Raw genomic sequence first — 19118 nt, forward strand, 5'->3', positions numbered from 1 at the left:
AGCAGCGGCCCCCCTATCTATTTTTTAACACCACACAACTTTACCCACGTTCTTTATGGGCGTCCTCAAACTGCCCCCGCCCCGCCCCCCGCCGGGGGGGGGGGGCCCGCCCCCCCCCCCACCACACAGGCTACGCACTATGACTGACTTCGCATCAGCGGACTTACCGTCAGCGGGCATCCGATCCCAGGCGGACGGGTTTCACGCCGCGCTGTTGTTGCCCGTGGCCAGGTCGCTGGCCTCCGCCACGCCGACGACCGCGCCGGTGCTCTTCTTCGACTTCCGCAGCCGGCCCTCCAGCCAGGAGGCGGACGAGGCGAGCGCGTAGTTCACCGCGACGAACAGCGCCGCGATCACGATCAGGCTCGGGATGGTGTTGCTGTAGTTCGCCGAGATCTGCCGACTCATCGACAGCAGCTCGCCGTAACCCAGGACCGCGCCACCGAGCGCGGTGTCCTTGAGGATCACCACGAGCTGGCTCACCAGCGCGGGCAGCATGGCGGTGACGGCCTGCGGGAGCAGGACGTAGGTCATGGTCTGACCCTTGCGCATGCCGATCGCCTTGGCCGCGTCGGTCTGTCCGCGCGGCAGCGACTGGATGCCGGCCCGGACGATCTCCGCGATGACCGAGGCGTTGTACAGGACCAGGCCGGTGACCACCGCGTACAGCGGCCGGACCTCGGACTCGACGCTGGAGAACTGCACGTACAGGGCGAAACCGAACAGCATCAGCATCAGGACCGGGATGGCGCGGAAGAACTCCACGACCGCGCCGACCGGGACCCGCACCCAGGCGTGGTCGGAGAGCCGCCCGATGCCGAGCAGCGCGCCGAGCGGCAGCGCGATCACCATGGCGATCACGCCGGCCTTCAGCGTCTCCAGCAGGCCGGGGAGCAGGAACGTCGTCCAGACCTGCCCGTCGGTGACGAACGGGCTCCACTTGTCGCCGTCGAGCTGGTGCTTGTCCGCCATCAGGCCCAGCGCCCACCACAGGGCCAGGCCGAGCAGGACGAGGAAGACGGCGGAGTAGATCCAGTTGCGGACCTTGGCCTTCGGGCCGGGGGTGTCGTACAGCACGGTGCTCATCGCTTCACCGCCATTCGCTTGGCCGCCCAGCCGAGCAGCAGGCCGGTGGGGAGGGTGAGGACGACGAAGCCGAAGGCGAACACCGCGAAGACCTCGAAGAGCGCCTGCGCCTCGTTCTCGATCATTTCCTTCATCAGCAGGGCCGCTTCGGCCACGCCGATGGCCGCCGCCACCGTGGTGTTCTTCGTGAGGGCGATCAGCACGTTCGCGAGCGGTGCGATGACCGCCCGGAAGGCCTGGGGGAGCACGATCAGCGTGAGCACCTGGAAGAAGCTCAGGCCCAGCGCGCGGGCGGCCTCGGCCTGCCCGACGGGCACGGTGTTGATGCCGGAGCGCAGCGCCTCGCAGACGAAGGTGCCGGTGTACGCGGTCAGGCCGAGGACGGCCAGCCGGAAGCCGGTCTCCTTGAAGGTGTCACCACCGAGCGTGATGCCCAGGGTCTGGCTGAGGCCCAGCGAGCAGCCGAGGATCAGCGCGGTCAGCGGCGTGTTGCGCACCACGTTGACGTACACGGCGGCGAAGCCGCGCATCAGCGGGACCGGGCTGACCCGTATCCCGGCCAGGACGGTTCCCCATATGAGGGAGCCCGCCGCCGAGTAGAGGGTGAGCTGAACCGTCACCCAAAAGGCTCCGAGCAGGTCGTACTGCCCGGAATCAAGAAAGTCGAACACGTTGCCCTGCGCTCTCCCCAGGATGGCCGGTGGGGCGCGCCGCCGCCCGCGGCAGGCGGGCGGCGACGCTCCCCACCGGGGAATCAGCTGCCTTCGGTGATCTGCGGGGCAGGCTCGTTCTTGTAGTTGGCCGGCCCGAAGTTCTTCTTCACGGCCGCGTCCCAGGAACCGTCGGTGACCATCTTCTTGAGGGCGGCGTTGACCTTGGTCTGCAGGTCCTTGTCACCCTTCTTGAGGCCGATGCCGTAGTTCTCGTTGCTCAGGCTCAGCCCGGCCAGCTTGAACTTGCCCTTGTTCTTCTCCTGCGCGGCGTAGCCCGCCAGGATCGAGTTGTCCGTGGTCAGGGCGTCCACGGCCTTGTTCTCCAGGCCGGTGAGGCACTCGGAGTAGCCGGGGAACTCCTGGAGGTCGGCCTCGGGAGCGAGCTTGGTCTTGACGTTCTGCGCCGAGGTGGAGCCCGTGACGGAGCAGAGCTTCTTCTTGTTGAGGTCCTCGGCCTTGGTGATCGAGGTCTCGTCCGCGCGGACCAGCAGGTCCTGGTGCGCCAGGAAGTACGGGCCGGCGAAGTCGACCTTCTCCTTGCGCTTGTCGTTGATCGAGTAGCTCGCGACGACCAGCTTGACGTCGCCGTTGGAGATCAGGTTCTCGCGCTCGGAGCTGACGGCCTGCTTGAACTCGATCTGGTTGGCCTCGTAGCCGAGTTCCTTGGCCACGTACGTCGCGACGTCGACGTCGAAACCGGTGAACTTGCCGTCCGGGGTCTTGAGACCCACACCCGGCTGGTCGAACTTGATGCCGATGACGATCTTCTTGCCGCCACCGGCCGAGTCGCCGCCACCGGAGGACTTGTCGCTGCTGCCGCCGCCGCAGGCGGTCGCGGTCAGGGCGAGAGCGACGGCAGCGGCGACGGCCGCACCGGCCTTGTAAAGCTTCATCGTGAACTTCCCTCGGATGAGACGTTGTTGGACGGCGAGCGACACCTGGATCCGGGCCGCCACCGGATCACTACCAGACCAGGACCGTCAGTGGTGCAGGATCTTCGACAGGAAGTCCTTGGCACGGTCGCTGCGCGGGTTGGCGAAGAACTGCTCCGGCGCGGCCTCTTCGACGATCTTCCCGTCCGCCATGAAGACGACCCGGTTGGCAGCGGAGCGGGCGAAGCCCATCTCGTGGGTGACGACCACCATCGTCATGCCCTCCCGGGCGAGCTGCTGCATGACCTCCAGCACCTCGTTGATCATCTCCGGGTCGAGCGCCGAGGTCGGCTCGTCGAACAGCATCACCTTCGGGTCCATCGCCAGCGCCCGGGCGATCGCCACGCGCTGCTGCTGGCCACCGGAGAGCTGCGCCGGGTACTTGTCCGCCTGCGAGCCGACACCCACACGGTCCAGCAGCGACTTCGCCTTCTCCAGCGCCGCCGCCTGGTCCGTCTTGCGGACCTTGAGCTGGCCCAGCATCACGTTCTGCAGCACGGTCTTGTGCGCGAACAGGTTGAAGGACTGGAAGACCATGCCGACATCGGCCCGCAGCCGAGCCAGTTCCCTACCCTCGGAGGGCAGTTCCTTGCCGTCGACCGTGATGGTCCCCGAATCGATCGTCTCCAGCCGGTTGATGGTCCGGCACAGCGTGGACTTGCCCGATCCCGAGGGACCGATCACCACGACGACCTCACCGCGGGCAATGCTCAGATCGATGTTCTGAAGCACGTGCAGCGCGCCGAAGTGCTTGTTGACGTTGCTCAGTACGACCAGGTCGTCCGCGGCACCGGCCGCGTCCTGCACGTCCTTGGTCACTGATACTCCGCTCATCGGCTTCTTGCTCCGTCCTCCGTCGGTTGGGAGGACAGTAGTGACGAGGTACTCACACCGTCATCACATCTGAGGGAGAATTGAGCATAACGATCCGGCCTCGCCCGGATACGCTCCGTGGGCGACCGCGCCCGCCGCCCTCGCGCGTCCCTCCTTACGCGTACCGGGTGCATAACGGAAGACTCGCAAGACCGGAACCCTCTTGACGTGGGAGTCTGCATCGGCGTGGATGCAGGGTGGCCACGCCGTGCGCCACAGACCAACCGAGGAAGGGGCCCCGTGAGACTGCTGCTCGTCGAGGACGACGACCACGTCGCCGCCGCGCTGTCCGCGATCCTCGCCCGGCACGGCTTCCAGGTCACGCACGCCCGCAGCGGCGAGGAGGCGCTCCACGCCCTGCTGCCGGCCGGCGCCCAGCCCTCCACCCCTCCCTACGGGGTGATCCTGCTCGACCTCGGCCTGCCCGACCAGGACGGCTACGAGGTGTGCGGCAAGATCCGCAAGCGCACCGCCACGCCCGTCATCATGGTGACGGCGCGCGGCGACGTACGCTCCCGCATCCACGGCCTGAACATGGGCGCCGACGACTACGTCGTCAAGCCCTACGACACCGGCGAACTCCTCGCCCGCATCCATGCCGTCGCCCGCCGCACCGGCGCCTCCGAGGAGGCCGCGGTCACCGGGACCGGCGCCCCGTCCGTGGTCCGGCTCGGTCCCGTCGCCATCGAGCTGCCCACCCGCCGCGTCACCGTGGACGGCGCCGACGTCCCCCTCACCCGCAAGGAGTTCGACCTGCTCGCGCTGCTCGCCCAGCGCCCCGGGGTCGTCTTCCGGCGCGAGCAGATCATCAGCGAGGTGTGGCGCACCAGTTGGGAGGGAACCGGGCGCACCCTCGAAGTGCATGTCGCCTCGCTGCGCTCCAAGCTGCGCATGCCCGCCCTCATCGAAACCGTCCGCGGGGTGGGCTACCGGCTCGTCGCCCCGGCCGCCCCCTAGCGGAAATCCCGTCGTGCGCGCCCGACTGCTCCCCCTGCTCATCGTCCTCATGGCGGGCGTCCTGCTCGCCCTCGGCTTCCCGCTGGCCGTCAGCCTGGCCGCGGGCCAGCAGCAGAAGGTGGTCGTCGACCGGATCGACGACAGCGCCCGCTTCGCCGCCCTCGCCCAGTTCGTCATCGACTCCGAGGGCTCGGCCGCCACCGGGGCCGACCAGCGCCGCGAGACCCTCCAGCTGGAACTGGCCCGCTACCAGGAGCTGTACGGCATCCGCGTCGGCATCTTCTACCGCGACGACAACGCCATGGTCCGCGCCCCCGGCTGGTGGCAGCTCCCGGAGTCCGGTGAGGGCCGCCGGGCCTTCGAGGAAGCGCTCGCCGGGCGCCGCAGCCACGACCCGGGCCAGGTGTGGCCCTGGCAGACCCAGGGGAAGCTCCTCGTCGCCTCCCCGGTCGTCCTCGACGGGGACGTCGTCGCCGTCGTCGCCACCGAATCACCCACCGGCCAGCTGCGGGCGCGGATCTTGCAGGGCTGGCTGCTGATCGCGGGCGGCCTCGCCGCCGCCATGCTGCTGGCGTTCGGAGCCGCCCTGCGGCTCACCAGCTGGGTCCTCAAGCCCGTCCGGACCCTGGACGCCGCCGCCCACGGCATCGCCACCGGACGGATGAACTCCCGCGTCGCCGCCGCGGGCGGCCCGCCGGAACTCCAACGCCTGGCCCACTCGTTCAACGAGATGGCCGACAACGTGGAAGACGTACTGGAGCAGCAGCGGGCGTTCGTCGCCGACGCCTCCCACCAGCTGCGCAACCCGCTCGCCGCGCTGCTCCTGCGGATCGAACTGCTCGCCCTCGAACTGCCCGAGGGAAACGAGGAGATCGCCTCCGTGCGCACTGAAGGCAAACGCCTGACACAGGTCCTGGACGACCTGCTGGACCTGGCGCTGGCCGAACACGCCACCGCCGAGATCAGCCTCACCGACATCGGCGCGCTCACCGCCGAACGCGTCACCGCCTGGCGCCCCTACGCAGAGGAGAAGGGCGTACGGCTGACGGAGACCGGCCCGGCCGCCGTCACCGGGTGGGCCGATCCCATAGCGCTGTCCAGCGCGCTGGACGCCGTCATCGACAACGCCCTCAAGTTCACCCCCGAGGGAGAGGAAGTCGAGGTCTCGGTCTCCGCGCAGGGCCGCACGGTCCACGTCGTCGTCGCCGACCGCGGGCCCGGGCTCACCGAGGAGGAGCTCCAGCGGATCGGCGACCGCTTCTGGCGCAGCGGACGCCACCAGAACATCAAGGGCTCCGGTCTCGGGCTGTCCATCTCCCGGGCGCTGCTCGCCTCCGGCGGCGGGTCCCTCTCGTACGAGACGAACCCGCCCCACGGGCTGCGGGTGACGGTCACCGTCCCGCGCACCGCCCCGCACGCCTCCTGACGCTCAGGTCCACCCGAGGGTGGTGCGGGCCGCGCCGGAGCATGCGTACAGCTCGTCCACGGCCCGGACCTCGAACGCCGCCGCGGGCTCCGCGCCGGAGCGGATGACGGCGGGGAGGTACAGGGCCGTTCCGCAGGTGCCGCCGAGGAAGCGGCGGGTGCCGTCGGGCAGGCACCGGTGTACCTCGTAGTGGCGGACCGGGCCGGCTGCCCGGTGCCAGGAGAGGCGGACCTCGGCCGTTCCCTCCCGCCGGGCCGAAGCGTCCACCCGCAGGGCACTCGGGGCGGCCGGGCGCCGCTGCGCGGTGGCGTCGCGTACCGACAGGGCCCCGAGCCGCCAGCGCACCGGCGTCGTCCCGCGCGGGGTGATCCGTACGGCGAACGCGTACGCCGTCGTCCCGCGCGTCGCGTCGAGCACGGCCCGGGCGCGCAGCCAGCCCCGCCCGGCGCTGCGGGTCGCCGCCTTGAGCCAGGTGTACGGGAGCGGCTCGCCCGGGGCGGCGGGCTCGCGCAGCGCGATCCCGACCTCCACCGCCACCGTGCCCGCCTCGGTGGCGTGGACCAGCTCCACGGCGGTGGCGCCGGACAGCGGCAGGCGGGTGGAGTGCAGGCCGATGACGACCGGGCCGGCCGGCCGGCCGACCACGAGCAGGCTGGAGCCGCCGCGCCACGCGTCGGCGAAGTCCAGCGTCACGGAAGGGCGTTGCCCGGCGGTCTCCACGACCCAGCGGCGGCCCGGGAGCCGGTCCTGGAGCCCGAGGTGGTTCCACGGCGCGTCCGAGGTGACCTTCCCGTCCTCGTACCAGCGCAGCCCGTGCCCGGTGTTGAACGCGCAGGCGAAGGGCAGCGCCAGGACGGTCGAGCGGTCCGCCACGGCGGTCGCCGGAGCCCGCCAGTGCGCTTCGGGCGCGGGCCGGGCCGGGTCGAGGGACTCGCCCGTCCAGAAGCGGTCGTCGGCCTGGTGGAAGGCGCCGGGGGAGCGGTCCGAGAGGTGGCCGAGCGTCCACTCCGGCCGGTAGAAGCCGTAACTTACGACGTGGTCGCGCCCGCGCGGGACGATGGCGTCCCAGTCGACGGAGGCGTCCCAGCCCCGGGACTCGGTGTCCACGGCGGCCCACAACTCGTGGCGGGAACGGCCGAGCCGTTCGGCGAGCGCGCCGGAAGCGGCCAGGGAGCGCGCGGTCCAGCGGAAGTCCACGAACATCGTGTCCGCGACCCGGCCGGCCCGGTCCTCGAAGAACTCCTGGTTGAGGGCGTTCAATTCGCCCTGCCAGCCCACACTGCCGGTGCTGTTCATCGCGTCGTACCAGGTGATCCGCAGGCCGTACGGCTCACCGGCGGCGCGCAGCGCGCGCAGGAACTGCCGCATCCGGGTGGCGAGCACGCTGTCCCCGCCGTCGGTCTCGGCGTTGACGAACCAGCCGTCGAAGCCGTACGCCCGCGCCACCTGGACGAGCTTCGCCGCGATCGGGAAGCGGCCCAGTGGATCCCGCTGGACCAGGTCCCGGGTCCACCGGAGGTCGCCGCCGTACGCGACGGGCGGCAGGAACACGCTGCCCAGGACCGGGACGCCGTTGCGGTGGGCGGCGTCGACGACGGGCGCGTTCGGCGCGAGCACGACCCCCTCGGAGGCGGAGCCGCCCCAGAACACCAGCTCGTCGAGGTACGCCCAGTGCGTGAGGGCGTAGTAGTCGGCGGTCGCGGAACCCTGCGAGGGGTTCCCCGCGGTCGGTGCGAAGGAGACCAGGGAGGCGATACGGGCCTGGCCCGCGCGGGCGTCCGGATTCGGCGGCACCGGGGCGAAGCGGGCCGCGAGGGGGACGCTCGCGGTGTTGTGGGCCAGGTCGGGATCCGATTCGGGCGTCCACCGCTTGAGGGAGCGCCAGGTGACCGCGGGAGCGGGGACGCCCTCGGGGAGCGTGTCCGGGAACCAGTAGGAGGCGTACGGGGCCAGGGCGGGCGGGGTGGGGGCGGCGGGCGTGACCGGGGCCGGTGCGCCGGCGGCCCGGGCCGGGGTGGGGCCCAGGAGGGCGGCCGCCCCGGTGGCGGCCCCGGCGGCGAGCAACCCGCGCCGGGTCGGCAGTGCGCGGGGGGGCCGGGCGTCGGGCGTTCGGGGTTCGGGCGTTCGGGGTTCGGGTGTTCGGGCGTCGGGTGTACGGGGTTCGGCGCTGCTGACGGGCTCGGGCACGGAGGCTCCTCGCGGTGCGTCGGGGGCGGGGTCAGGCGGTGCCGGTCACGTCGTGCACGTGCAGTACCTCGGTGATGCCGCGCGCCGACAGGTGCGCCGGGTCCCGGGCCAGCTCCGCCAGGACCACCGCCGGGCGCAGCCCCCGGGCGGTCAGCGCGGCCCACGCCTCGAAGAACGCCCCGCCCGGCCCGCACACCGACCGGCCCGGCGCGGCCTCCGCTCCGCCGACGTCGACGGCGAGCGCGGTCGAGCGGGGCGGCGGCCGGTGCTCGCGGCCCCGCCACAGGGCGGCGATCTTGGCCAGCGCGGCTCCGGCGGGCTTGACGCGGCGGTCGTTGGTGAGCAGGCCGAGGCCGTACTCCAGTTCCGGGAAGTCCGCCAGCTCCCGGGACACGTCGTGCGAGCACCACCAGGTCACGCCCCACAGGTCCGGGCAGTCCAGCGCGTTGGCCACGGTGGCCTCGGTGAACCGCGCCGCCCGCTCGGGCGCGACCAGCGGGGCCGGGGCCCCCACCTCCTGGAGCCACACCGGCCGGTGCGGGTCCGGCGCCCAGGCCTTGGCGAGCTCGATCAGGTACGCGGCGTGGTGCTCGGTCGCCGTCCCGGTGGCCCCGTGGCGCTGCGCCGTGCCGTTGAACACCCAGGAGTGCACGGCGGTGGCCGCGCCCAGCCGGGCCGCCTGGGCCGGGGTGAAGGGGTGCCCGTCCTGGTACCACGCGGCGTCGTACTCGGCGTGCACGTGGAACCGCCCGGGAGCCCCCTTGTCGCAGGCGGCCAGCATCCGCTCCAGCCAGCGCGCGGCCTGGGCGGCGTCGATGCGGTCGGGGTCGGGGTGCGGGGCGTCGGCGAACTGGTTGATCTCGTTGCCCACGGTCATGCCGAGGAAGTTGGGCCGGTCCGCGAGGGCGCCGGCCAGCGTGGTCAGGTACTCCTCCTGCGCGGCGACCACGTCCGGGTCGCGGAAGATGTTGCGCCGGTGCCAGGTCCCGGTCCACGCGGGCAGGAAGTCGAAGCTCGACAGGTGCCCTTGCAGTCCGTCCACCGCGACGTCCAGTCCGCGCTCGGCGGCCGCGTCGGCGAGCGCGACCAGCTGCTCGACCGCGCGCGGCCGGATGAGGGTGCGGTTCGGCTGGAACACCGGCCAGAGCGGGAAGACGCGGACGTGGTCCAGGCCGAGGGCGGCGATCGAGTCGAGGTCGGCCCGTACGTCACCGAGGTCGAAGTCCAGCCAGTGGTGGAACCAGCCGCGAGCGGGGGTGTAGTTGACGCCGAAGCGCGGGCTGCGGACAGGGGGCGGAAGAGGGGCGCTTTCGGGCATGAGGGTCCCGGAGTTCGGAGGAATTCACCGGACTCCCCGAAAAATGCCGGGAGTTCAGGGGGAAGTCAACAAGGCGATTCACGCCGGACGGGCCGCCGCGATCTGCTGCGCAACGCCCTTGACCGTGCTGTGGGTTGTCACTTCGGGGCGCTCGCTGAGGGGTGCACTAATGCGCTTAAGTCGAGTTTATGTCGTCATGGCGGAGTCCGAACTGCCTTGTGAAAGCGACTACTTCGGGTTGCAGGCGCCCGGCGGGGGAGCGGTCCCGGCCGGGCCGGATCGCGTACGGTCCGGCCATCGCAGTTCGCGCCACCGCAGGAGGATGAGCCGGCCATGGCCCGCAGACCCACCATCAAGGACATCGCCCGCCGGGCCGGGGTGTCGGAGAGCGCCGTCTCCTTCGCGCTCAACGACCGCCCGGGTGTCTCCAGGGACACCCGGGCACGGATCCGGCGCGTCGCCGAAGAGCTCGGCTGGCAGCCCAACAGCGCGGCCCGCGCCCTGTCCGGGGCACGCGCAGGTGTGGTCGGGCTGGTCCTGGCACGGCCCGCGCACACCCTCGGGGTGGAGTCGTTCTTCCTGCAACTCGTCTCCGGCATACAGGAGGTACTGGCGGCCGGGCGGATCGCGCTCCTGTTCCAGGTGGTGGAGGACATCGACGCGGAGTGCGCGGTCTACCGGCGCTGGTGGGCGGAGCGCCGCGTGGACGGGGTCATCGTCGTGGACCCGCGGACGCAGGACCCCCGGCCGGAGCTCCTGACCGGCCTCGGCCTCCCCGCGGTGATGGTCGGCACGACCGCGACGAACCCGGCCGGCGACCCGGCCGGCGACCCGGCCGGTGACCCGGCCCCGGCCCCGGCCCCGGACCCGGCTGCGGACCCGGCTGCGGCCCCGGTCACGGCGGCGGCGTCGACGGGCCCGGCCGGCTCCGGGGGCCGGGAGCGGCAGGAGGGCGCGGCTCCCGCCCTGTCCACCATCCGGGCGGACGACGCCGGAGCCATGGAGCAGGTGCTGGACCACCTGCACCTGCTCGGGCACCGCAGGATCACCCACGTCGCGGGCCTGCCCGCCCTCGCCCACACGGCCCGCCGGATGGCCTCGCTGCGCGCTTGGTCGGAGCGGCACGGCCTCGGGCCGGCCGACGTCCGGTCGGTGGTGACCGACTACTCCGACGCCGAGGGCGCCGCCGCCACCCGGCGGGTCCTCGCTGATCCGGAGCCGCCCACCGCGCTCGTCTACGACAACGACGTGATGGCGGTGGCCGGCGCCGCCGTCGCCGCCGGGCTCGGGATCCCCGTCCCCGCCCGGCTCTCCCTCGTGGCCTGGGACGACTCGGCCCTGTGCCGGGTCACCCATCCCCGGCTGACCGCCCTCGTCCGTGACACGGCGGGCTTCGGGCGGCTCGCGGCCGAGGAACTCCTCGCCGTCCTGGCCGGAGGCCCGCCGAGGGTGCGCGAGAGCGAGCTGCCCCGGCTGGAACCCCGAGACAGTACGGCGCAGGCCCCGGCCGCATACTGAACCCCGACCCCTTCCAGGAGCGCCGCCGTGACCACTTCCCCCTCCGTCCCCTCCGCGCACCGCGGCCCCGGCCCGGCCGACGGCCTCACCGCGGCGATCGACATCGGCGGCACGAAGATCGCCGGCGCGCTGGTGCACCCCGACGGTGCGATGACGGCCACCACCCGCCGCCCGACCCCGCGCGGGACCGACGCCGAGGGGGTGATGGCCGCGGTCGCCGAAGTCGTCGCAGACCTCGCGCGCAGCCCGCTGTGGCCGTCGGTGGTCCGCTGCGGAGTCGGCAGCGCCGGCCCGGTCGACACCTCGCGCGGCACCGTCAGCCCGGTCAACATCGCCGTCTGGCGCGGGTTCCCCGTCCTGGAGCGGGTCTCGGCGGAGCTGGCGGCCCACGGCGCGCGGATCCCGGCCGTGCTGGCGGGTGACGGCGTGGCGATGACGGCCGCCGAACACTGGCTGGGCGCGGCCCGGGGCCACGCCGACGCCCTGTGCATGGTGGTCTCCACCGGCGTCGGCGGTGGTCTCATCCTGAACAACCGGCTCCACCCCGGCCCCACCGGAAACGCCGGTCACATCGGCCACATCAGCGTCGCCTTCGACGGCGAGCCGTGCGTCTGCGGCGGCCGGGGCTGCGTCGAGTCCATCGCCTCCGGTACGGCCATCGCCCGCTGGGCCCTCGCCGAGGGCTGGACCCCGGCCGGGGACGGGGACGCGACCGCCGCGGGGGTGGCCGCCGCCGCCCGGGCCGGCGATCCCGTCGCCGTCGCCGCGTTCGACCGGGCGGGCCGGGCGCTGGCCGCCGCCATCGCCGCCACCGCGACCCTGGTGGAGACCGGCATCGCGGTCATCGGCGGCGGCGTCGCCGCCTCCGGGGACACCCTCTTCGAACCGGTCCGGCGGCACCTGGCCTCGTACGCGACCCTGTCCTTCGTACGGGACCTGCGGGTCGTCCCCGCGAGCCTCGGCACCGACGCGGGCCTGATCGGCGCGGCCGCGGCGGCGACGATGCTGCTGACGGGGCGCACCGGCTGACGGGGCGCACCGGCTGACGGGCGGGCCGGCTCACGGGGAGGCATCGGCTGACGGGCGGGGCCGCAGGAGCGGGCGGCCCGGAAGGGTCGCCGCCCGTACCGGCCGGGAGGCCTACGGCTTGACCGAGCGGTAGTACCGCGCCGCGCCCTCGTGCAGCGCCAGTGGATCGGTGTAGATCGCCGTCCTCAGGTCCACCAGCTGCGCGGCGTGCACCTCGTGGCCGATCCGGTCCCGGCTCGAAATCACCGTCCGGGTGAACCGCTCGGTCAGATCCGGACTGGTGTCGTCCCTGGTCACCAGCAGGTTCGGCACCGCCAGCGTGGCCACCGCCGAAGTGTTGCGGGCCCGCGCGTACGCGTCTTGCGGCATCACCGCCGCCCGGTAGTAGCGGGACGGGGTCCCGCTGCCCTGGAGCCGCTCGACGAGGTCGCCCAGCTGCACCAGCCGGATCTCGAACCGCTCGGACAGTTCCCGTACCGCGCTGGTCGGCAGGCCGCCGGACCAGAAGAACGCGTCGATCCGTCCCGCCTCCAGCTCCGCGGGCATGGTGTCGATGCCTATCGACAACGGGGTGATGTCCCGCGCCGGGTCCAGATCGGCCGCCGCCAGCAGCCGGTCCGAGATCAGCCGCACCCCGGAGCCGGCCTGGCCGACCGCGACCCGCTTGCCCTTGAGGTCCCGCGCCGACTGCACCGGCGACCCGGCGGGCACCACCAGTTGCACGTAGTCGTCGTAGAGCCGCGCGACGCCCCGCAGCCGCTCCGCCCCGGGTTTCCCGTCGAGCCGGTACTTGGCGACCGCGTCCGCCGTCGCGATGGTGAAGTCGGCCTCCCCGGCCGCCACCCGCTGGAGGTTCTGCTGGGAGCCCTCGCTCGGCTCCAGCTTGACCTTCACGCGGGGCATGTCCGTCGCGAGCGCCTGCTCCAGCAGCTCGCCGTAGCGGTGGTAGACGCCGGTACGGACGCCCGTGCTGAACGCGAGGCTGCCACTGGGCTCCGGCTCCCCGAAGGGCCTCAGCCACCACACCAGCAGCCCGCACACGGCGAGCACCGCCGCCAGGCCCCACAGGGCGCGACGCCGGCTCACGCGGGGCGGTACGAGGTGCACGCCGGCGATCCTGCCACCCCGCCCGGCGTCCTGTCACGGCCCGGCCGCCACCCGCGGCAGGACCGCCGCCCCCGCGGCCTGCGGGCCGGAGGGCTTCCGGGGAGCGCCTACCCTTGTTCCATGACCAGCAGCAGCGACCGGAGCACGGCAGTGGACGTCAAGGGAACTTACGAGGTGCGCACCTACGGGTGCCAGATGAACGTGCACGACTCCGAGCGGCTTTCCGGTCTGCTGGAGGACGCCGGCTACACACGTGCGCCCGAGGGCTCCGACGGCGACGCCGACGTCGTCGTGTTCAACACCTGCGCCGTCCGCGAGAACGCCGACAACAAGCTGTACGGCAACCTCGGCCGGCTCGCCCCGATGAAGACCAAGCGCCCCGGCATGCAGATCGCCGTCGGCGGCTGCCTGGCGCAGAAGGACCGCGACACGATCGTCCAGCGGGCCCCGTGGGTCGACGTCGTCTTCGGCACCCACAACATCGGCAAGCTGCCCGTCCTGCTGGAGCGCGCCCGCGTTCAGGAGGAGGCGCAGGTCGAGATCGCCGAGTCGCTGGAGGCCTTCCCCTCGACGCTGCCGACCCGCCGCGAGTCCGCGTACGCCGCCTGGGTGTCGATCTCCGTCGGCTGCAACAACACCTGCACCTTCTGCATCGTCCCCGCGCTGCGCGGCAAGGAGGAGGACCGCCGTCCCGGCGACATCCTGGCGGAGGTGGAGGCACTGGTCGCCGAGGGCGTCTCGGAGATCACCCTGCTCGGCCAGAACGTCAACGCCTACGGATCCGACCTCGGCGACCGCGAGGCCTTCTCCAAGCTGCTGCGCGCCTGCGGACAGATCGAGGGCCTGGAGCGGGTCCGCTTCACCTCCCCGCACCCGCGCGACTTCACCGACGACGTGATCGCGGCGATGGCGCAGACCCCGAACGTGATGCCGCAGCTGCACATGCCGCTCCAGTCCGGCTCGGACCCCATCCTCAAGGCCATGCGCCGCTCGTACCGGCAGGAGCGCTTCCTCGGCATCATCGAGAAGGTGCGCGCCGCCATCCCGCACGCGGCGATCTCCACCGACATCATCGTCGGCTTCCCCGGCGAGACCGAGGAGGACTTCCAGCAGACGATGCACGTGGTGCGCGAGGCCCGCTTCGCGAACGCCTTCACCTTCCAGTACTCCAAGCGCCCCGGCACCCCCGCCGCGGAGATGGAGGGGCAGATCCCCAAGGAAGTCGTCCAGGAGCGGTACATGCGCCTGGTCGCCCTCCAGGAGGAGATCTCCTGGGAGGAGAACAAGAAGCAGGTCGGCCGCACCCTCGACGTCATGGTCGCGGAGGGCGAGGGCCGCAAGGACGGCGCCACGCACCGGCTCTCCGGCCGCGCCCCCGACAACCGCCTCGTGCACTTCACGAAGCCGGACGAGGACGTCCGCCCCGGTGACGTCGTGACCGTCGACATCACCTACGCCGCCCCGCACCACCTGCTGGCCGAGGGGCCGGCCCGCTCCGTGCGGCGGACCCGGGCCGGCGACGCGTGGGAGAAGCGCAACGCCGCCCCGGCCCAGCCGGCGGGCGTCATGCTCGGCATCCCCACCCTGGGCGTCCCGGCCCCGCTGCCGCCGGCCAGCTCCGGCTGCGCCGTCACCGCCTGATCCCGCGCCGCCGGGCCGGTGCCGGAGGTCCCCGCCGGACCTCCGGACCGGGCCGCGCCCGGCTAGGCTGCGGATCATGCTCGTAGCCGCTGCCGTCTGTCCCGCCCCGCCGCTCCTCGTGCCGGAGGTCGCCTCGGGGGCCGCCGCCGAACTGGACGGGGCCCGTACCGCCTGCTCCGACGCGCTCGCCGTGCTCGCGGCCTCCAGGCCCGGCCTGCTGGTCGTCGTGGGCGCCGCCGGGTCCGGGGAAGCCGGCCCCTACCCGGAGGGTTCCCGGGGCGGCTTCCAGGGCTTCGGCGTCCACTGCGGCGTGCGGCTCGGCGACGGCGGGCGGCCGGGCGGCGACGACGGCGGAGCACGGTGGGGTGACGGACCAGGCGACGGACCGGGCGAAGGTGCTCGGCCGCTCCCGACGGCCCTGGCCGTCGGCGCCTGGCTGCTGGACCACGCGCGCTGGGGCGCCGCGCCCGTCGAGGGCTTCGCGGTGGCGCAGTCCCTGGAGACCGGGGAGGCCCTGCGCACGGGCCGGGACCTCGCGGCCCGCGAGGCCCGGGTCGCCCTGCTCGTCATGGGCGACGGCAGCGCCTGCCGGACCTTGAAGGCGCCCGGTTACCTGGACGAGCGGGCCGAAGCCTTCGACACCGCGGCCGCGGCGGCCCTCGCCACCGCGGACACCGCCGCCCTCGCCGCCCTCGACGTCACGCTCGCCGCCGAGCTCCAGGCCTCCGGCCGGGCGCCCTGGCAGGTCCTCGCGGGCGCCGCGGAGGGCGCGGGGCTCGACGGCAGGCTGCTGTACGAGGACGCCCCGTACGGCGTGGGTTACTTCGTCGCCGCCTGGTCCTGAAGCCCGCCCGGCGGCGATACGCCGAAGGGGCGCGGAGCCCGCCGGGCCCCGCACCCCTTCGCGGACGGCTCAGCCCGCCGCCGGCGGCGTCGGCCCGCCGGGACCGTGACCGGGCTCGTCCTTGTGGGCGATCTTGCCCAGGGCGCCCTTCGCCTTGCTCGTACCCGTCGTGATCTGGCCGCTGTACTTGCCCTTGGTCTTGGCGTCCACGACCTTGGCCATCTTGTCCAGACCCTCGCCGATCCTGCCCTCGTGCTGCTGCGCGAGGTCGCCGACCTTGTCCTTCGCCGGCCCGAGCTTGGCCTTCAGATTGTCCAAGAGGCCCATGGGTCACCTTCCATTGCCGGGAGCTACGTACGGGCGCCCTCGCCGGTCTCGCTGTCCGCGGCGGCCTCGACGGACTGCTGCTTCGGGATCTCCACGGCCTCCGCCGCCGGACCCTCCGCCTCCGCCGCCACTGCCTCCGCTTCCTCGGGCCCGGCCGTCAGGCCCTCGGGAGCGGCCTCTTCGGTCGAACCCTGATCCTTACGGCCAAAAAACCGGCTGAAAACACCCATGTCTACTCCCATAAACGTTACTCGTGTGAATGGAGTTCCGCCTTGGCCGGACCGGCCTCCCCCGGGCGCGCCGGGGCCCGGAACCCCGCCAAGGCAACGACCCCGGCCGCGTCCCGTCACGTCACCCGATCGGGTATCCGGCGCAGGGTTTGCGAGACTGTGGCAGTGAGGAATGCAGCTCCCGCCCCGCGGGTCATCGCCGTCGTCGGTCCCACCGCGGCCGGAAAGTCCGACCTGGGCGTAGCCCTGGCCCAGCACTTCGGCGGGGAGGTCGTCAACGCGGACTCCATGCAGCTGTACCGGGGGATGGACATCGGCACCGCCAAGCTGACGCCCGCGGAGCGCGGTGGGATCCCGCACCACCTCCTCGACGTCTGGGACGTCACCGAGACCGCGAGCGTCGCCGAGTACCAGCGCCTCGCCCGCGCCGAGATCGACGCCCTGCTCGCCGAGGGCCGCACGCCCGTCCTCGTCGGGGGCTCGGGCCTGTACGTCCGGGCCGCGCTCGACGCCATGGACTTCCCCGGCACCGACCCGGCCGTACGGGCCCGGCTGGAGGACGAGCTCACCCTGCGCGGCCCCGGCGCCCTGCACGCCCGCCTGGCCGCCGTCGACCCGGACGCCGCCCACGCCATCCTGCCCAGCAACGGCCGCCGGATCGTCCGGGCCCTGGAGGTCATCGAGATCACCGGGCAGCCGTACACCGCCAACCTGCCGGGCCACGAGTCCGTCTACGACACGGTCCAGATCGGCGTCGACGTCGCCAGGCCCGAGCTGGACGAGCGGATCGCCCTGCGCGTCGACCGGATGTGGGAGGCCGGGCTGGTCGAGGAGGTCCGGACGCTGGAGGCCCAGGGGCTGCGCGAGGGGATCACCGCCTCCCGCGCGCTGGGATACCAGCAGGTGCTGGCCGCCCTCGCGGGCGAGTGCTCCGAGGACGAGGCCAGGGCCGAGACCGTACGCGCCACCAAGCGGTTCGCCCGCCGCCAGGACTCCTGGTTCCGCCGGGACCCGCGCGTGCACTGGCTCAGCGGAGCGGCCGCGGACCGCGGGGAACTCCCCGGACTCGCGCAGTCGTTGGTCGAACGAGCGGTCACAGCCTGATCACGTGATGGCATCGGGAAGCCCCGTGCGCCCGTCTCGGGGTCTGGACCATGCCATCATCAAACTGCTGAACAGCGGCGTACGAAGTCCGAGTGGGGAGGGCGCGTGGCTATGGAGGCCGGCCCTCGTGACACTGGGCGGGACGACACCGGACGGGAAGCGGACCTGCTCCAGAGCGGGACCGCCGAGTCCGTCGGGCCCGCTGCGGAGTCTGCCCGGCTCGCTCGGGACCTCGCCGGGCCCGACGCGGACCCCGCCTCCGGGCCGGTGCCGCGGCAGGAGCTCGGAGCGCAGCCGTCCGGGCCCGACGGTCCCGGCTCGCTGGGACTGCCCGCCGAGCCCGCACGGCTGACCCCCGACGGCCCCGACGCCCCGGACGCCGCGGCCGAGGGCGCCACCGGCCCCGAGTTCGAGGTCGAACTGCGCCCGCAGCGCCGCCTGCGCATCTGGCAGATCACCCCCATCGTGGTGCTGGCCGCCGCCGGCTCGCTCATGTTCGCCTTTCCCCTCGCCTTCGAGTTCGGCGACGGCGGAGCCGTGGTCGCCATGCTCGGCTTCCTCATCAGCGCCTGCGCCGGCGGCTGGGGGATGATGGCCGCGCGCCGGGTCGGCTACACCCTGCCCGGGCTCCGGCCCCGGGGCGGCGCCCGCATCCCCGACTGGCGCGTGGCCGCGCTGTACGCGCTGGTCGCGCTGGCCGTCGTAGCGCTCGCCGTGTACCGGGTGGCCCGGCTGCGCTGAGGCCCGTCGCTTACGATGGGCCCGTGACGCACAGCACCCTCTCCTTCCTCAAGGGCCACGGGACCGAGAACGACTTCGTGATCGTCCCGGACCCGGACAACGCCGTCGAGCTGCCCGAGGGCGCCGTCGCCAAGCTCTGCGACCGGCGGGCCGGCATCGGAGCGGACGGGGTGCTGCATGTGGTGCGGTCCGCCGCCCACCCCGAGGCCGCGCACATGGCCGGTGAAGCCGAATGGTTCATGGACTACCGCAACAGCGACGGCTCCATCGCCGAGATGTGCGGCAACGGCGTGCGCGTCTTCGCCCGCTACCTCCAGCACGCCGGCCACGTCGAGCCCGGCGACCTCGCCGTCGCCACGCGCGGCGGCGTCAAGCACGTGCACCTCGCCAAGACCGGGGACGTCACCGTGTCGATGGGCCGCGCCGAACTCCCGGAAGGCGAGGTCACCGTCTCCGTCGGCGAGCGCACCTGGCCCGCGCGGAACGTGAACATGGGGAACCCGCACGCCGTGGCGTTCGTCGAAAGCCTCGACGACGCCGGAAACCTGTACACCGCCCCGCCGTTCAACCCGGCGTCCGCCTACCCCACCGGGGTCAATGTCGAGTTCGTCGTCGACCGCGGCCCCCGGCACGTCGCCATGCGCGTCCACGAACGCGGCTCCGGAGAGACCCGCTCCTGCGGCACCGGCGCCTGCGCCGTCGCGGTGGCAGCCATCCGCCGGGACGGCGCCGACCCGGCCCTCACCGGTCAGCCCGTCACGTACACCGTCGATCTCCCCGGCGGCACGCTCCTCATCACCGAACACCCCGACGGTCGCATCGACATGACCGGACCCGCCGTCATCGTGGCCTCGGGCGAGTTCGACGCGGCCTGGCTCACCGAAACGGCCTTCGCCTAGTGCTGTGGCCGGGAAGGCTTCCCGGCCACAGCACTAGCCATTGCCGGAGAGCTTCCCTCTAATGGGTGATCCGTTTCACGCTCTGCGAGAGGTGGACTGCGCCACGTGGTGGGGTCGGTAACATCAGGCACCGGCCCTGAGGGCTCACCCCATGCCCACCACCGCCGGTCGAAGCCGCCGGAGGTT

The 19118-nt window shown here is 72.9% G+C and carries 18 protein-coding genes; 9 read left to right on the forward strand and 9 right to left on the reverse strand.

Annotated elements, in window-relative coordinates; translation table 11 throughout:
- Positions 1–201: 201 nt before the first annotated feature.
- The 4 genes from ACIA6C_RS31595 to ACIA6C_RS31610 all read right to left on the reverse strand — a co-directional run bounded on the left by ACIA6C_RS31595 (position 202) and on the right by ACIA6C_RS31610 (position 3565).
- A complete protein-coding gene (locus ACIA6C_RS31595; protein WP_399281061.1) occupies positions 202–1086 on the reverse strand; it encodes an amino acid ABC transporter permease in 885 nt (294 codons plus the stop codon).
- Positions 1083–1757, reverse strand: a complete 675-nt coding sequence (locus ACIA6C_RS31600; RefSeq protein ID WP_190186239.1) for an amino acid ABC transporter permease — start codon at positions 1755–1757, stop codon at positions 1083–1085. The genes ACIA6C_RS31595 and ACIA6C_RS31600 overlap by 4 nt, the downstream gene beginning before the upstream one ends.
- Positions 1758–1840: 83 nt before the next feature.
- On the reverse strand, positions 1841–2692 hold the full coding sequence (locus ACIA6C_RS31605) for a glutamate ABC transporter substrate-binding protein (protein ID WP_361131234.1): 852 nt from the start codon (positions 2690–2692) through the stop codon (positions 1841–1843).
- Between the two features lie 87 nt (positions 2693–2779).
- Positions 2780–3565 (reverse strand): amino acid ABC transporter ATP-binding protein, encoded by a 786-nt coding sequence (locus tag ACIA6C_RS31610; protein WP_190186237.1) that lies wholly within the window; start codon positions 3563–3565, stop codon positions 2780–2782.
- A 279-nt stretch (positions 3566–3844) separates the two neighbouring features.
- Here ACIA6C_RS31610 and ACIA6C_RS31615 point away from each other — a divergent pair, with 279 nt between their 5' ends.
- Together ACIA6C_RS31615 and ACIA6C_RS31620 are read left to right on the forward strand one after the other, a co-directional pair.
- The gene (locus tag ACIA6C_RS31615; RefSeq protein WP_361131238.1) at positions 3845–4561 is read left to right on the forward strand and encodes a response regulator transcription factor; all 717 of its coding nucleotides are present in this window, start codon (positions 3845–3847) and stop codon (positions 4559–4561) included.
- A gap of 13 nt (positions 4562–4574) precedes the next feature.
- The gene (locus tag ACIA6C_RS31620) at positions 4575–5987 is read left to right on the forward strand and encodes a HAMP domain-containing sensor histidine kinase (protein ID WP_366078994.1); all 1413 of its coding nucleotides are present in this window, start codon (positions 4575–4577) and stop codon (positions 5985–5987) included.
- 3 nt (positions 5988–5990) lie between these two features.
- On the opposite strand, the gene ACIA6C_RS31625 is transcribed toward ACIA6C_RS31620, so the two are convergent.
- Positions 5991–8069 (reverse strand): endo-beta-N-acetylglucosaminidase, encoded by a 2079-nt coding sequence (locus tag ACIA6C_RS31625; RefSeq protein WP_399281129.1) that lies wholly within the window; start codon positions 8067–8069, stop codon positions 5991–5993.
- Positions 8070–8205: 136 nt separating this feature from the next.
- Positions 8206–9492 carry a glycosyl hydrolase gene (locus ACIA6C_RS31630; RefSeq protein WP_399281066.1) on the reverse strand — a complete coding sequence of 429 codons (1287 nt, stop codon included), beginning with the start codon at positions 9490–9492 and terminating at the stop codon, positions 8206–8208.
- Between the two features lie 333 nt (positions 9493–9825).
- Here ACIA6C_RS31630 and ACIA6C_RS31635 point away from each other — a divergent pair, with 333 nt between their 5' ends.
- Together ACIA6C_RS31635 and ACIA6C_RS31640 are read left to right on the forward strand one after the other, a co-directional pair.
- A complete protein-coding gene (locus tag ACIA6C_RS31635) occupies positions 9826–11010 on the forward strand; it encodes a LacI family DNA-binding transcriptional regulator (RefSeq protein ID WP_399281068.1) in 1185 nt (394 codons plus the stop codon).
- A gap of 27 nt (positions 11011–11037) precedes the next feature.
- A complete protein-coding gene (locus tag ACIA6C_RS31640; protein WP_399281070.1) occupies positions 11038–12039 on the forward strand; it encodes an ROK family protein in 1002 nt (333 codons plus the stop codon).
- A 111-nt stretch (positions 12040–12150) separates the two neighbouring features.
- Here the strand turns inward: ACIA6C_RS31640 and ACIA6C_RS31645 are convergent, their stop codons facing one another.
- Complete coding sequence (locus tag ACIA6C_RS31645; protein ID WP_399281072.1) at positions 12151–13146, reverse strand: TAXI family TRAP transporter solute-binding subunit; 996 nt, start codon at positions 13144–13146, stop codon at positions 12151–12153.
- A 120-nt stretch (positions 13147–13266) separates the two neighbouring features.
- Between ACIA6C_RS31645 and miaB the strand changes: the two genes are divergently transcribed.
- A complete protein-coding gene (gene miaB / locus ACIA6C_RS31650) occupies positions 13267–14787 on the forward strand; it encodes a tRNA (N6-isopentenyl adenosine(37)-C2)-methylthiotransferase MiaB (protein WP_361131253.1) in 1521 nt (506 codons plus the stop codon).
- A 76-nt stretch (positions 14788–14863) separates the two neighbouring features.
- Entirely contained in the window at positions 14864–15631 is a 768-nt protein-coding gene (locus tag ACIA6C_RS31655; RefSeq protein ID WP_399281074.1) for a hypothetical protein, read from the forward strand.
- 69 nt (positions 15632–15700) lie between these two features.
- Here the strand turns inward: ACIA6C_RS31655 and ACIA6C_RS31660 are convergent, their stop codons facing one another.
- Entirely contained in the window at positions 15701–15958 is a 258-nt protein-coding gene (locus ACIA6C_RS31660) for an antitoxin (RefSeq protein WP_366078999.1), read from the reverse strand.
- A gap of 23 nt (positions 15959–15981) precedes the next feature.
- Positions 15982–16188 carry a gliding motility protein gene (locus ACIA6C_RS31665; protein WP_399281076.1) on the reverse strand — a complete coding sequence of 69 codons (207 nt, stop codon included), beginning with the start codon at positions 16186–16188 and terminating at the stop codon, positions 15982–15984.
- A 165-nt stretch (positions 16189–16353) separates the two neighbouring features.
- Between ACIA6C_RS31665 and miaA the strand changes: the two genes are divergently transcribed.
- From miaA to dapF, 3 genes are all read left to right on the forward strand, one after another.
- The gene (gene miaA, locus ACIA6C_RS31670; RefSeq protein ID WP_399281078.1) at positions 16354–17292 is read left to right on the forward strand and encodes a tRNA (adenosine(37)-N6)-dimethylallyltransferase MiaA; all 939 of its coding nucleotides are present in this window, start codon (positions 16354–16356) and stop codon (positions 17290–17292) included.
- A gap of 105 nt (positions 17293–17397) precedes the next feature.
- The gene (locus ACIA6C_RS31675) at positions 17398–18033 is read left to right on the forward strand and encodes a hypothetical protein (protein ID WP_399281080.1); all 636 of its coding nucleotides are present in this window, start codon (positions 17398–17400) and stop codon (positions 18031–18033) included.
- A 23-nt stretch (positions 18034–18056) separates the two neighbouring features.
- Positions 18057–18932, forward strand: a complete 876-nt coding sequence (gene dapF, locus ACIA6C_RS31680) for a diaminopimelate epimerase (protein WP_399281082.1) — start codon at positions 18057–18059, stop codon at positions 18930–18932.
- The last annotated feature ends 186 nt before the right edge of the window (positions 18933–19118 follow it).

It is taken from the genome of Streptomyces sp. NPDC051578 (genome assembly GCF_044454045.1).
Classification (GTDB): domain Bacteria; phylum Actinomycetota; class Actinomycetes; order Streptomycetales; family Streptomycetaceae; genus Streptomyces.